Origin of the sequence: Pseudomonas carassii (genome assembly GCF_036324045.1) — a bacterium.
Taxonomy (GTDB): domain Bacteria; phylum Pseudomonadota; class Gammaproteobacteria; order Pseudomonadales; family Pseudomonadaceae; genus Aquipseudomonas; species Aquipseudomonas peradeniyensis.
Genome location: NZ_JAZDCT010000042.1, coordinates 39,674 through 54,166 on the forward strand (window position 1 = coordinate 39,674; position 14,493 = coordinate 54,166).

Below are 14,493 nucleotides of genomic sequence, written 5' to 3' on the forward strand. Positions count from 1 at the left end.
TGTCTATACCGACACCTTAATAAAAACCACATTAGTCGACTACTTTACGGATCGTCTAAACCCGTCGCTATTTGCTGTGAAAAATTTGCGAAAACCGCAAAACGGACTAACTTCTCAGTTCGCAGGCGAAACGGAGCGTTTGCTCTAGAAGGGCATGGAGGTGCCAGCGCACAAGGCCTGCGTCAGAGCTGTCGGCATCCTCCAGGAGGCGCGTGAAGGATTTTTCTGATCTTCATGCGGGCATGAACTGATCTAAGTCAGCGAATGATCCAGGCGTCAGATTTATTCTGAGGTCAACTTTCTCCTGGTACGGAGTCGTTAAATGTCTGATTCTCCCGGAAAACTAAAACTAGGTGCACTCGTTGCACTTGTCGTCGGCTCGATGATCGGTGGCGGGATCTTCTCGTTACCCCAGAACATGGCCGCCAGCGCCGGCGTCGGCGCCGTGCTGATCGGCTGGGCCATCACCGCAGTGGGCATGCTCACCCTCGCCTTCGTCTTCCAGACCCTGGCCAACCGCAAGCCCGATCTTGACGGCGGGGTATACGCCTACGCCAAGGCCGGTTTCGGTGACTACATGGGCTTCTCTTCAGCCTGGGGCTACTGGATCAGCGCCTGGCTGGGCAACGTCGGCTACTTCGTGCTGCTGTTCAGCACCCTGGGGTATTTCTTCCCGGTATTCGGTGAAGGCAACACCCCGGCGGCGGTGATCGGTGCTTCGATCCTGCTGTGGGCCGTGCACTTCCTGGTGCTGCGCGGCATCAAGGAAGCCGCGTTCATCAACCTGGTCACCACCGTGGCCAAGGTCGTGCCGCTGGCGCTGTTCGCGCTGATCTGCCTGTTCGCCTTCAAGCTCGATGTGTTCACCGCGGACATCTGGGCGGTCGGCACGCCGGAGCTGGGCAGCGTGATGAACCAGGTGCGCAACATGATGCTGGTCACCGTGTGGGTATTCATCGGCATCGAGGGCGCGAGCATCTTTTCTTCCCGTGCGGAAAAACGCTCCGACGTCGGCAAGGCCACGGTCATCGGCTTCGTCACCGTGCTGCTGTTCCTGGTGCTGGTCAACGTGCTGTCGCTGGGCGTGATGACCCAGCCGGAGCTGGCCAAGCTGCAGAACCCGTCGATGGCCGCGGTGCTTGAACACGTGGTCGGCCACTGGGGCGCGGTGCTGATCAGCGTCGGCCTGATCATCTCGCTGCTGGGCGCCCTGCTGTCGTGGGTGCTGCTGTGCGCCGAGATCATGTTCGCCGCCGCCAAGGACCACACCATGCCGGAGTTCCTGCGCCGCGAGAACGCCAACCATGTACCGGCCAACGCCCTGTGGCTGACCAACGCCATGGTGCAGATCTTCCTGGTCATCACCCTGTTCTCCAACAGCACCTACCTGTCGCTGATCTACCTCGCCACCTCGATGATCCTGGTGCCTTACCTGTGGTCGGCGGCCTATGCCTTCCTGCTGGCCTGGCGCAGCGAGACCTACGAACAGGCCCTGGCCGAACGCAAGAAAGACCTGATCATCGGCGGCATCGCCCTGCTCTACGCCATCTGGCTGCTGTATGCCGGCGGCGTGAAATACCTGCTGCTCTCGGCCCTGCTCTACGCCCCTGGCGCGATCCTGTTCGCCAAGGCCAAGCGCGAGGTCGGCCAACCGATCTTCACCAGCGTGGAAAAACTGATCTTCGCCGCCGTGGTCGCGGGCGCCCTGGTGGCGGCCTATGGCCTGTACGACGGCTTCCTGACTCTCTGAACCCCACGTCTTCGCTTTACAGGAGGATTCACCATGTCCACTGAGAAACAGAAATACGGCGTCCATTCCGAAGCCGGCAAGCTGCGCAAAGTGATGGTCTGCAGCCCGGGCCTGGCGCACAAGCGCCTGACCCCGAGCAACTGCGACGAACTGCTGTTCGACGACGTGATCTGGGTCGACCAGGCCAAGCGCGACCACTTCGACTTCGTCACCAAGATGCGCGAGCGCGGCGTCGATGTGCTGGAGATGCACAACCTGCTGACCGACATCGTCCAGCAGCCCGACGCACTGAAGTGGATTCTCGACCGCAAGATCACCTCCGATACTGTCGGCGTCGGCCTCACCAATGAAGTGCGCAGCTGGCTCGAAGGCCTCGAGCCACGCCACCTGGCCGAGTTCCTGATCGGCGGCGTGGCCGGCCAGGACCTGCCGGAAAGCGAAGGCGCCAGCGTGGTCAAGATGTACAACGACTACCTGGGCCACTCCAGCTTCATCCTGCCGCCGCTGCCCAATACCCAGTTCACCCGCGACACCACCTGCTGGATCTACGGCGGCGTGACGCTCAACCCGATGTACTGGCCGGCGCGACGCCAGGAAACCTTGCTGACCACCGCCATCTACAAGTTCCACAAGGAGTTCACCAACGCCGACTTCCAGGTCTGGTACGGCGACCCGGACAAGGACCACGGCAACGCTACCCTCGAAGGCGGCGACGTGATGCCGATCGGCAAGGGCGTCGTGCTCATCGGCATGGGCGAGCGCACCTCGCGCCAGGCCATCGGCCAGTTGGCGCAGAACCTGTTCGCCAAGGGCGCGGTGGAGAAAGTCATCGTCGCCGGCCTGCCGAAATCCCGCGCCGCGATGCACCTGGACACCGTGTTCAGCTTCTGCGACCGCGACCTGGTCACGGTCTTCCCGGAAGTGGTCAAGGAGATCGTGCCGTTCATCATCCGTCCCGACGAAAGCAAGCCGTATGGCATGGACGTGCGCCGCGAGAACAAGTCGTTCATCGAGGTGGTCGGCGAGCACCTGGGGGTCAAGCTGCGCGTGGTCGAGACCGGCGGCAACAGCTTCGCCGCCGAGCGCGAACAATGGGATGACGGCAACAACGTGGTGGCCGTGGAGCCCGGCGTGGTCATCGGCTACGACCGCAACACCTACACCAACACCCTGCTGCGCAAGGCCGGGATCGAGGTCATCACCATCAGCGCCGGCGAGCTGGGCCGGGGCCGCGGCGGCGGCCACTGCATGACCTGCCCGATCGTGCGCGACCCTATCGATTACTAACGCCCATCGAAACCGGCCGCGCCCACGAGGCAGCGGCCGGATACCTCACCGAATCCAAGGAGAACCGTCATGGCGTTCAACATCCACAACCGCAACCTGCTCAGCCTCGAACATCACAGCACCCGCGAGCTGCGCTACCTGCTGGACCTGTCCCGCGACCTCAAGCGCGCCAAGTACACCGGCACCGAGCAGCAGCACCTGAAGGGCAACAACATCGCCCTGATCTTCGAGAAGACCTCGACCCGCACCCGCTGCGCCTTCGAAGTCGCCGCCTACGACCAGGGCGCCAACGTCACCTATATCGACCCCAACTCCTCGCAGATCGGCCACAAGGAGAGCATGAAGGACACCGCCCGCGTGCTCGGGCGCATGTATGACGCCATCGAGTACCGTGGCTTCAAGCAGGAGATCGTCGAGGAACTGGCCAAGTTCGCCGGTGTTCCGGTGTTCAACGGCCTGACCGACGAATACCACCCGACCCAGATGATCGCCGACGTGCTGACCATGCGTGAGCACAGCGACAAGCCGCTGCACGACATCAGCTACGCCTACCTGGGCGATGCCCGCAACAACATGGGCAACTCGCTGCTGCTGATCGGCGCCAAGCTCGGCATGGACGTGCGCATCGCCGCGCCCAAGGCCCTGTGGCCCCATGACGACCTGGTCGAGCGCTGCCACAAGTACGCCGAGGAAAGCGGCGCGCGCATCACCCTGACCGAAGACCCGAAAGCCGCGGTCAAGGGCGTAGACTTCGTCCACACCGACGTCTGGGTGTCGATGGGCGAGCCGATCGAAGCCTGGGGCGAGCGCATCAAACTGCTCAAGCCCTACCAGGTGAACAAGGAACTGATGAAGGCCACCGGCAATCCACGCACCAAGTTCATGCACTGCCTGCCGGCGTTCCACAACTCCGAGACCAAGGTCGGCAAGCAGATCGCCGAGCAGTATCCGGACCTGGCCAACGGCATCGAAGTGACCGATGACGTGTTCGAGTCGCCAGCGTGCATCGCCTTCGAGCAGGCGGAAAACCGCATGCACACGATCAAGGCGATCCTGGTGTCGACCCTGGCTGATCTGTAACCCCGACCTGGGGCTTGTATGGGAGCAGGCTTGGCCCGCGATAGCGCCAGCAGCAACGACGCCATCGCGGGGCAAGTCGCAACGGCGCACCGCCGCTCCCACGCCCCACAGTCTCTTTGAAGGACATTCCCCATGCGTATCGTTGTTGCATTGGGCGGCAACGCCCTGCTGCGCCGCGGCGAACCGATGACCGCCGACAACCAGCGCGCCAATATCCGCACTGCCACCGAGCAGATCGCCAAGATCCACCCCGGCAATGAACTGGTCATCGCCCACGGCAACGGCCCGCAGGTGGGCCTGCTGTCGCTGCAGGGGTTATCGTACAAGCCGGATGAAGCCTATCCGCTGGATGTGCTCGGTGCCGAAACCGAAGGCATGATCGGCTACATGATCGAACAGGAACTGGGCAACCTGCTGGCCTTCGAAGTGCCGTTCGCCACCCTGCTCACCCAGGTGGAAGTGGACGCCAACGACCCGGCGTTCAAGGACCCGACCAAGTTCATCGGCCCCGTCTACGCCAAGGAAGAAGCCGAACGCCTGGCCAAGGAAAAAGGCTGGGTGGTCAAGCCCGACGGCGACAAGTACCGCCGCGTGGTGGCCAGCCCGAAACCCAAGCGCATCTTCGAGATCCGCCCGATCAAGTGGCTGCTGGAGAAGAGCAGCATCGTGATCTGCGCCGGCGGCGGCGGCATCCCCACCATGTACGACGAGAACCGCAAGCTCAAGGGCATCGAGGCGGTGATCGACAAGGACCTGTGCTCGGCGCTGCTGGCCGAACAGCTGGAAGCCGACCTGCTGATCATCGCCACCGACGTCGACGCGGCGTACATCGATTTCGGCAAGCCGACCCAGAAGGCCATCGCCCAGGCCCACCCGGACGAGCTCGAGAAGCTGGGCTTCGCTGCCGGCTCCATGGGACCGAAGGTCCAGGCCGCCTGCGATTTCGCCCGTCACACCGGCAAGGTGGCGGTGATCAGCTCGCTGGAGAACATCGAGGACATCGTCAAGGGCACCGCCGGCACGCGGGTTTCCACCGCCAAGCCCGGTATCAGCTACCGTTGAATGCAGTTGGCGGGTGCCTGGCGCCCGCCGTTTTCAACCTTCCGGAGGACTCGCCATGGCCCAGTACCACCCCGGTCATGTACACATCATGCGCAACGCGCTGAACAATAACGACCACAGCTACGACCTCAATATCGAATACGAGGCGGCGACCGACCCCACGGAAGGCAGAGGTATCCAGTTCCGCATGCACGGCCACATCGAGGGCAAGACCGTCGATGAGAAATTCTTCCTGGCCAAGGACCAGGTGCTGCCGAGCTTTCTGATGCAGTTGAGCCGCAAGGCCCAGTCGTACCTGCCGCCACCGAAGAAGTTCGAGAACCTCGGCTCGCCGCACAAGCTGTATGACTACATGTTCGAAGACATTCGCACCAAGCTGGATGTGAAATCGGGCGACCCGATCAAGCCCGAGCATCTCGAGTAATTTCTGGGGCTGCTATGCAGCCCTTTCCGACCGGTCCAACGCCTCGGCAAGGCCGCTCCTACAGGCACATGCGATCCCTGTAGGAGCGGCCTTGTGTCGCGAAAGGGCCGCAAAGCGGCCCCGGCAATGTTGGGCTAGGCACACCTCGCAAGGCATACTACGGCCTCCCTCGGCCATAATTGCCCCCCATGCGCATCCACGTCAGCTTCATCGACCGCGTCGGCATCACCCAGGAAGTCCTGGCCCTGCTCGGTGCCCGCAACCTCAACCTCGATGCCGTGGAGATGGTCCCGCCGAACGTCTACATCGACGCCCCGACCCTGAGCCCCGCCGTGCTCGAAGAACTGCACGACGCCCTCTTCGAGGTGCGCGGTGTGCAGTCGGTGCAAGTGGTCGACATCCTCCCCGGCCAGCGCCGTCACCTGCAACTCGACGCCCTGCTTGCCGCCATGAGCGACCCGGTGCTGGCGGTGGACAGCGCAGGCAATGTGCTGCTGGCCAACCCGGCGCTGATCGCCCTGTGCGGGCGCGAGTCGGCCGGGCGCTCGGTGGGCGAGCTGTTCGGCGATCCCGACCTGCTGCAAGCGTTGCTGGACAACAACTTCCACCTGCCCATGCGCGAGATGCAGCTCAACGGCCAGAGCCTGCTGCTCGACGCCACGCCGATCACCCACGCCGGCGGCCTGTTGACCCTGTACCCGCCGAACCGCATGGGCGAGCGACTGTCGGCCCTGCACCACGACCACGCCGAAGGCTTCGACGCCATGCTCGGCGACTCCCCGGCCATCCGCACCCTCAAGGCCCGCGCGCTGCGCGTGGCCACCCTCGACGCGCCGCTGCTGGTGCACGGCGAGACCGGTACCGGCAAGGAACTGGTGGCCCGTGCCTGCCACGCCATCAGCAGCCGCCATGCCGCGCCGTTCCTGGCGCTCAACTGCGCGGCGCTGCCCGAGAGCCTGGCCGAGAGCGAACTGTTCGGCTACGCCCCCGGCGCTTTCACCGGCGCGCAACGTGGCGGCAAGCCCGGGCTGATGGAGCTGGCCAACCAGGGCACGGTGTTCCTCGACGAGATCGGCGAAATGTCGCCGTACCTGCAGGCCAAGCTCCTGCGTTTTCTCAGCGACGGCAGCTTCCGCCGGGTCGGCGGCGACCGCGAGGTCAAAGTGGATGTGCGCATCATCAGCGCCACCCACCGCGACCTGGAGCGCATGGTCGGCGAAGGCACTTTCCGCGAAGACCTGTTCTACCGCCTCAACGTGCTCAACCTGCAGGTCCCGCCGCTGCGCGAGCGCGGCCAGGACATCCTGTCGCTGGCGCAATTTTTCATGCAGCAGGCCTGCACCCAGATCCAGCGCCCAGCCTGCCGGCTGGCCCCGGCCACGCACCCCGCGCTGCTGGCCAACCCCTGGCCGGGCAACGTGCGCCAATTGCAGAACGTGATTTTCCGTGCAGCGGCTATTTGCGAAAGCAACGTCGTGGATATCGGCGACCTGGACATCGCCGGCACCTCGGTGGCACGCGGTCAGGATGGCGAGGTGGCCAGCCTGGAACAGGCGATGGGGGATTTCGAGCGCGAACTGTTGCAGCGGCTGTATGCCAGCTACCCCTCGACCCGGCAGTTGGCCGGACGCTTGCAGACTTCGCATACGGCCATTGCCCAGCGCTTGCGCAAGTACGGAATTCCAACCCGAGGTTGACTCAGGCCGCACCTGGCGTATCGATTTCATTACGACGTAATGATATCGATACACATCCATTTACATGCGCCTTTGCAAGGGTTTGATCCTGCAACGCTTTTGATTTCCTACTCATCTGTATCGATTTCGTTCCAAGCGAATGACATAAAACCTACGAAATAAAATTAACTTATTGATTAATAAGGATTTTTGTTATCTGGCCGCATTATTGCTAAGGGAATTCCAACCTTAAGAGCGCGGAGCCTACCGCGCCCAACGCCCCCTGCTTCCCGAGGAATTCCCATGAGCGAGTTGCGTTTCACCGAAGATCACGAATGGCTGCGCGTCGAAGCCGATGGCAGCGTCACCGTGGGCATCACCGCCTACGCCCAGAACGCCCTCGGCGACGTGGTCTATGTGCAACTGCCGGAACTGCAGCAGTACGACAAGGGCGCCGAAGCCTCCACCGTGGAATCGGTCAAAGCCGCCAGCGGTGTGTACATGCCGCTCACCGGTGAAGTGGTCGCGGTCAATGAAGGCCTGAACGACAGCCCCGAGCTGGTCAACGAAGACCCGCTGGGCGAAGGCTGGTTCTTCCGCTTCATCCCCGCCGACATGAGCGAAGTGAACGCCCTGCTCGACCAGGACGCCTACGACCGCTTGCTCAAAGCCAACGACGACGCCTGAGGTACCGCACCATGACCCTCAACCTCGGCACCGCCAACGAATTCATCGCCCGTCACATCGGCCCGCGCGCCGCTGACGAGCAAGCCATGCTCACCACCCTGGGCTTCGACTCGCTGGAAGCGATGACCGCCGCGGTCATCCCCGACAGCATCAAGGGCACCAGCGTGCTCGGCAGCGAAGACGGCCAGAGCGAGGCCGACGCCCTCGCCGCGCTGAAAGCCATTGCCGGCAAGAACCAGCTGTTCAAGAGCTACATCGGCCAGGGCTACTACAACACCCACACCCCGGCACCGATCCTGCGCAACCTCCTGGAAAACCCGGCCTGGTACACCGCCTACACCCCGTACCAGCCAGAGATCTCCCAAGGCCGCCTGGAAGCGCTGCTGAACTTCCAGACCCTGATCAGCGACCTCACCGGCCTGCCGATCGCCAACGCCTCGCTGCTTGACGAAGCCACCGCCGCCGCCGAAGCCATGACCTTCTGCAAGCGCCTGTCGAAGAACAAGGCCAGCCACGCCTTCTTCGCCTCCGTGCACTGCCACCCGCAAACCCTCGACGTGCTGCGCACCCGCGCCGAACCGCTGGGTATCGAGGTAGTGGTGGGCGACGAGCGTGAACTGGGCGACGTCAGCGCCTACTTCGGCGCCCTGCTGCAATACCCGGCCAGCAACGGCGACGTGTTCGACTACCGCGAAGTGGTGCAGCGCTTCCACGCCGCCGGTGCCCTGGTGGCCGTGGCCGCCGACCTGCTGGCCCTGACCCTGCTCACCCCGCCGGGCGAGTTCGACGCCGACGTGGCCATTGGCAGCGCCCAGCGCTTCGGTGTGCCGCTGGGCTTCGGTGGCCCGCACGCAGCCTACTTCGCCACCCGCGATGCGTTCAAGCGTGACATGCCGGGCCGCCTGGTCGGCGTGTCGATCGACCGCTTCGGCAAGAGCGCCCTGCGCCTGGCCATGCAGACCCGCGAGCAGCACATCCGCCGCGAGAAGGCCACCAGCAACATCTGCACCGCCCAGGTGCTGCTGGCCAACATCGCCAGCATGTACGCCGTGTACCACGGCCCGGCCGGCCTCAAACGCATCGCCGAGCGCACCCACGCGCTGACCGCGATCCTGGCCACCGGCCTGACCAAGCTGGGCGTGAAAGTCGTCACCGACGAGTTCTTCGACACCCTGACCCTGGCCACCGGCAGCGCCACCGCCGCCCTGCACGACAAGGCCCGCGCCCTGGGCATCAACCTGCGCCAGGTCGACACCGCTCACCTGGGCCTGTCGCTGGACGAAACCAGCAGCCAGGCCGATGTCGAGGCCCTGTGGCAACTGTTCGCCGACGGCCAGGCCACCCCTGACTTCACCGCCCTGGCCAACACTGTCGCCGCGCGTCTGCCGGCTGGCCTGCTGCGCCAGTCGGCCATTCTCGAGCACCCGGTGTTCAACCGCTATCACAGCGAAACCGAACTGATGCGCTACCTGCGCCGCCTGGCCGACAAGGACCTGGCGCTGGACCGCAGCATGATCCCGCTGGGCTCGTGCACCATGAAGCTCAACGCCGCCAGCGAGATGATCCCGGTGACCTGGGCCGAGTTCGGCAACCTGCACCCGTTCGCCCCGGCCGAGCAGAGCCAGGGCTACCTGCAGATGACCACCGAGCTGGAAGCCATGCTCTGCGCCGCCACCGGCTATGACGCCGTGTCGCTGCAGCCCAATGCCGGCTCCCAGGGCGAGTACGCCGGCTTGCTGGCGATCCGCGCCTACCACCGCAGCCGCGGCGACAGCCACCGCGACATCTGCCTGATCCCGTCCTCGGCCCACGGCACCAACCCCGCCACCGCGCACATGGCCGGCATGCGCGTGGTGGTCACCGCCTGCGATGCCCGCGGCAACGTCGACATCGACGACCTGCGCGCCAAGGCCATCGAGCACCGCGAGCGCCTGGCGGCGATCATGATCACCTACCCGTCGACCCACGGCGTGTTCGAGGAAGCCATCGGCGAGATCTGCGCGATCATCCATGACAACGGCGGCCAGGTGTACATCGACGGCGCCAACATGAACGCCATGGTCGGCCTGTGCGCCCCGGGCAAGTTCGGCGGCGACGTCTCGCACCTGAACCTGCACAAGACCTTCTGCATCCCCCACGGCGGCGGCGGCCCGGGCGTCGGCCCGATCGGCGTCAAATCGCACCTGGCGCCGTTCCTGCCCGGCCATGCGACGCTGGAGAACACCGCGGGCGCCGTGTGCGCCGCACCGTTCGGCAGCGCGAGCATCCTGCCGATCACCTGGATGTACATTCGCATGATGGGTGGCGCTGGTTTGAAACGCGCCTCGCAGATGGCGATCCTCAACGCCAACTACATCGCCCGTCGCCTGGAAGAGCACTATCCTGTGCTGTACACCGGCGGCAACGGCCTGGTGGCGCATGAGTGCATCCTCGACCTGCGTCCGCTCAAGGACACCAGCGGCATCAGCGTCGACGACGTGGCCAAGCGCCTGATCGACTTCGGCTTCCACGCCCCGACCATGTCCTTCCCGGTGGCCGGCACGCTGATGATCGAACCGACCGAAAGCGAGTCCAAAGAGGAACTGGACCGCTTCTGCAACGCGATGATCCAGATCCGCGAGGAGATTCGCGCCGTCGAGAATGGCAGCCTGGACAAGGACGACAACCCGCTGAAGAACGCCCCGCACACCGCGTCGGAGCGGCCGGAAAGGGCCGCAAAGCGGCCCCAGATTCTTCAGGAGAAGTACCATGTCCCTGAGCGTCTTCGACCTGTTCAAGATCGGCATCGGCCCCTCCAGCTCGCACACGGTCGGCCCGATGCGCGCCGCCGCGCGCTTCGCCGAAGGCCTGCGCCGTGACGGCCTGCTGGCTGGCACGGTCAGCGTCAAGGCCGAGCTGTACGGCTCGCTTGGTGCCACCGGCAAGGGTCACGGCAGCGACAAGGCCGTGCTGCTGGGCCTGGAAGGCGAACATCCCGACACCGTCGACACCGAAACCATCCCCGCGCGCCTGCAGGCGATCCGCGACAGCGGACGCCTGCGCCTGCTCGGCGAACATGAAATCGCCTTCGTCGAGAAGCAGCACCTGGCGATGATCCGCAAACCGCTGGACTACCACCCCAACGGCATGATCTTCCGCGCCTTCGACGCCGCCGGCCTGCAGATCCGCAGCCGCGAGTACTACTCCGTGGGCGGCGGCTTCGTGGTCGACGAGGAGGCCGCAGGCCACGACCGCATCGTCGAGGACAGCACCGTGCTGGCCTACCCGTTCAAGACCGGCAAGGAACTGCTGGCCCATTGCACCACCCAGCAGCTTTCGTTCAGCCAGGTGATGCTGGCCAACGAGGCTGCCTGGCGCCCGGAGGCCGAGACCCGCGCCGGCCTGCTGCGCATCTGGCAGGTGATGCAGGACTGCGTCGAGGCGGGTTGCAGGCATGAGGGCATCCTGCCCGGCGGGCTCAAGGTCAAGCGCCGGGCGCCGGCACTGTACCGCCAGCTCAGCCGTCATCCGGAGGCCAGCCTGCGCGACGCGCTGTCGGTGCTCGACTGGGTCAACCTCTATGCCCTGGCAGTGAACGAGGAGAACGCCTACGGCGGGCGGGTGGTCACCGCGCCGACCAACGGCGCGGCCGGCATCGTCCCGGCAGTGCTGCACTACTACATGCGCTTCGTCCCCGGCGCCAATGAGGACGGGGTGGTGCGCTTCCTGCTCACCGCTGCGGCGATCGGCATTCTGTACAAGGAAAACGCCTCGATCTCCGGCGCCGAGGTCGGCTGCCAGGGCGAGGTTGGCGTGGCCTGCTCGATGGCTGCTGGCGCCCTGTGCGAAGTGATGGGCGGTACCCCGCAGCAGGTGGAAAACGCCGCCGAGATCGGCATGGAACACAACCTGGGCCTGACCTGCGACCCCATCGGCGGGCTGGTCCAGGTGCCCTGCATCGAGCGCAACGCCATGGGCTCGGTAAAGGCGATCAACGCGGTGCGCATGGCCCTGCGCGGCGACGGGCAGCACTACGTCTCCCTCGACAAGGTCATCCGCACCATGCGCCAGACCGGCGCCGACATGAAAAGCAAATACAAGGAGACCGCCCGCGGCGGTCTGGCCGTCAACATCATCGAATGTTGACCCGAATAAAAAACGAGGAGTCACCGATGTCCGAAACACTGCACAAGACCCCGCTGCACGCCCTGCACCTGGAACTGGGCGCGCGCATGGTGCCGTTCGCCGGCTACGACATGCCCGTGCAGTACCCGCTGGGCGTGCTCAAGGAGCACTTGCACACCCGCGAGCAGGCCGGCCTGTTCGATGTCTCGCACATGGGCCAGATCATCCTGCGTGGCAGCGATGCCGCCCGTGCCCTGGAAACGCTGGTACCGGTCGATATCGTCGACCTGCCGGTGGGCATGCAGCGCTATGCCATGTTCACCAACCCGCAGGGCGGCATTCTCGACGACCTGATGGTCGCCAACCTGGGTGACGACACCCTGTTCCTAGTGGTCAATGCCGCCTGCAAGGACCAGGACCTGGCGCACCTGCGCAAACATATCGGTGATCACTGCGAGATCCAGCCGCTGTTCGAGGAACGCGCCCTGCTCGCCCTGCAAGGCCCGGCGGCGGTCAAGGTGCTGGAGCGCCTGGCCCCGGAAGTGGCCGGCATGACCTTCATGCAGTTCCGCCCGGTCAGCCTGCTCGGCAACGACTGCTTCGTCAGCCGCTCGGGCTACACCGGCGAGGACGGCTACGAGATTTCGGTGCCGGCCGCCGCCGCCGAAGCCCTGGCCCGCCGCCTGCTGGCCGAGCCCGAGGTCCAGCCGATCGGCCTGGGCGCGCGCGATTCGCTGCGCCTGGAAGCCGGCCTGTGCCTGTACGGCCACGACATGGACACCACCACCACCCCAATCGAAGCCAGCCTGCTGTGGGCCATCTCCAAGGTGCGCCGCGCCGATGGCACTCGCGCTGGTGGCTTCCCAGGTGCAGACACCGTGTTCGCCCAGCAACAGGCTGGCGTGGCGCGCAAGCGGGTCGGCCTGCTGCCCCAGGAACGCACGCCTGTGCGTGAGGGCGCGCAGATCGTCGACCAGGCTGGCAAGGTGGTCGGCGAAGTGTGCAGCGGCGGCTTCGGGCCGACGCTTGGCGCGCCCGTGGCCATGGGCTATGTCGATAACGAACATGCGGCCCTCGACACGGCGTTGTTTGCAGTCGTCCGTGGCAAGCAAGTTGCCCTGAAGGTCAGCAAAATGCCTTTCGTGGCACAACGTTACTACCGTGGCTGAATGAGTGGATTGGACGGGTTCGACATATTCGTTTTCGAACCTGTCCAATAACTTCTGAACATAGCGCCAGCCCAGGCGCCACGCCGTTTCCGACAAATCGTTCGGTTATCGGGAAAACCCTGATTTTCACCCACCGCAAGGGCTTGTTTTTCGCTCGGCAGTTGGCGTAGAGTCATCGCACTGTGTTTGCATGGGTCGCAACAGTTCGTGACCTGGGCCAGTAGCCGCAATCTGCTACAACCCGTTCGACGTCTCTTACTTTCCTGCAACCCAGCCCAGTAGTCTTTCACTTACAAAAGCGTGAAAGAAACTGTCATCAAAATTCAAGTTTCATAGGAAATAAGACAATGGCTGAGCGTCAGAACGGTACCGTCAAGTGGTTCAATGACGAGAAAGGTTACGGCTTCATCACCCCTGAGAGCGGTGCTGATCTGTTTGTTCACTTCCGTGCCATCGAAGGCAACGGCTTCAAGAGCCTGAAAGAAGGCCAGAAAGTCACCTTCGAAGCCGTGCAAGGCCAGAAAGGCCTGCAGGCTGACAAAGTTCAGGTTGTCGCCTAAGCGATTACCCGAATTCAAAAAGCCCCTGCCAAGTGCAGGGGCTTTTTTTTGCCCGTAGAATAGCGGCTTCGCCATTCGGAGCCGTCCTGCATGTCCAAGCCCCTGCTCTCACCCCAGGGTGATTTCCCCCCCGTCGGCCTGGGTCGCCGGCTGGCGGCGATGTTCTATGACTTCCTGCTGTGCACCGCCCTGCTGATCGTCACCGCCGGCGCCTACAAGATGATCCAGATGGCGATCATCGGCGAGGCGCGCATGCGCGAACTGACCGAGGCCGGCGCGCTGGATGGCGACCCGTTGCTGTCGACGATCCTGCTGTTCGCCCTGTTCGGCTTCTTCGCCAAGTTCTGGACCCATGGCGGCCAGACCCTGGGCATGCAGGTGTGGGGAGTGCGGGTGCAAAACGCCGACGGCAGCGCCATCAGTCTGTGGCAGGCGCTGCTGCGCTTCGTGGTGTCAATCGCCTCCTGGCTGTGCCTGGGGCTGGGGTTCTTCTGGTCGCTGATCGACAAGCGCCAGCGCAGTTGGCACGACATTTACTCCGAGACACAGCTGGTGCGTGTGCCCAAGCGCAAGAAGTAGCCCGGACGACGACCACCCTGTAGGAGCGGCCTTGTGCCGCGAAAGGACCGCAAAGCGGCCCCAGGATCTACGCCACAAGACAGATCGCCGGGGCCGCGGTGGGGCCCCGTCGCGG

At 64.3% G+C, this 14,493-nt stretch carries 11 protein-coding genes and 1 pseudogene; all 12 read left to right on the top strand.

Annotation, left to right across the window (positions count from 1 at the left end; genetic code table 11):
• Positions 1-322: 322 nt before the first annotated feature.
• The 12 genes and pseudogenes from arcD (at position 323) to V0R62_RS23715 (ending at position 14,378) form a co-directional block, all read left to right on the top strand.
• On the top strand, positions 323-1,750 hold the full coding sequence (gene arcD / locus V0R62_RS23660; protein ID WP_050704130.1) for an arginine-ornithine antiporter: 1,428 nt from the start codon (positions 323-325) through the stop codon (positions 1,748-1,750).
• 33 nt (positions 1,751-1,783) lie between these two features.
• Positions 1,784-3,037, top strand: a complete 1,254-nt coding sequence (gene arcA, locus V0R62_RS23665; protein ID WP_186713869.1) for an arginine deiminase — start codon at positions 1,784-1,786, stop codon at positions 3,035-3,037.
• A gap of 69 nt (positions 3,038-3,106) precedes the next feature.
• Positions 3,107-4,117 (top strand): ornithine carbamoyltransferase, encoded by a 1,011-nt coding sequence (locus tag V0R62_RS23670; protein WP_186713868.1) that lies wholly within the window; start codon positions 3,107-3,109, stop codon positions 4,115-4,117.
• A 132-nt stretch (positions 4,118-4,249) separates the two neighbouring features.
• Positions 4,250-5,179 (top strand): carbamate kinase, encoded by a 930-nt coding sequence (gene arcC, locus V0R62_RS23675; RefSeq protein WP_330105447.1) that lies wholly within the window; start codon positions 4,250-4,252, stop codon positions 5,177-5,179.
• A gap of 55 nt (positions 5,180-5,234) precedes the next feature.
• A complete protein-coding gene (locus V0R62_RS23680; protein WP_330105448.1) occupies positions 5,235-5,603 on the top strand; it encodes a DUF5064 family protein in 369 nt (122 codons plus the stop codon).
• A gap of 188 nt (positions 5,604-5,791) precedes the next feature.
• On the top strand, positions 5,792-7,300 hold the full coding sequence (locus V0R62_RS23685; RefSeq protein WP_330105449.1) for a sigma-54-dependent transcriptional regulator: 1,509 nt from the start codon (positions 5,792-5,794) through the stop codon (positions 7,298-7,300).
• 282 nt (positions 7,301-7,582) lie between these two features.
• Positions 7,583-7,966: a glycine cleavage system protein GcvH gene (gcvH, locus tag V0R62_RS23690; RefSeq protein ID WP_330105450.1), complete on the top strand. Its 384-nt coding sequence runs from the start codon at positions 7,583-7,585 to the stop codon at positions 7,964-7,966.
• A gap of 11 nt (positions 7,967-7,977) precedes the next feature.
• Positions 7,978-10,662: pseudogene (gene gcvP / locus V0R62_RS23695) on the top strand (aminomethyl-transferring glycine dehydrogenase); the annotation flags it as partial.
• Positions 10,663-10,714: 52 nt separating this feature from the next.
• Positions 10,715-12,091 carry an L-serine ammonia-lyase gene (locus tag V0R62_RS23700; protein WP_330105451.1) on the top strand — a complete coding sequence of 459 codons (1,377 nt, stop codon included), beginning with the start codon at positions 10,715-10,717 and terminating at the stop codon, positions 12,089-12,091.
• 26 nt (positions 12,092-12,117) lie between these two features.
• Entirely contained in the window at positions 12,118-13,239 is a 1,122-nt protein-coding gene (gene gcvT / locus V0R62_RS23705) for a glycine cleavage system aminomethyltransferase GcvT (RefSeq protein ID WP_330105452.1), read from the top strand.
• 347 nt (positions 13,240-13,586) lie between these two features.
• Positions 13,587-13,799 carry a cold-shock protein gene (locus V0R62_RS23710; protein ID WP_050704121.1) on the top strand — a complete coding sequence of 71 codons (213 nt, stop codon included), beginning with the start codon at positions 13,587-13,589 and terminating at the stop codon, positions 13,797-13,799.
• A gap of 90 nt (positions 13,800-13,889) precedes the next feature.
• Positions 13,890-14,378: an RDD family protein gene (locus V0R62_RS23715; protein WP_330105453.1), complete on the top strand. Its 489-nt coding sequence runs from the start codon at positions 13,890-13,892 to the stop codon at positions 14,376-14,378.
• Positions 14,379-14,493 lie beyond the last annotated feature (115 nt).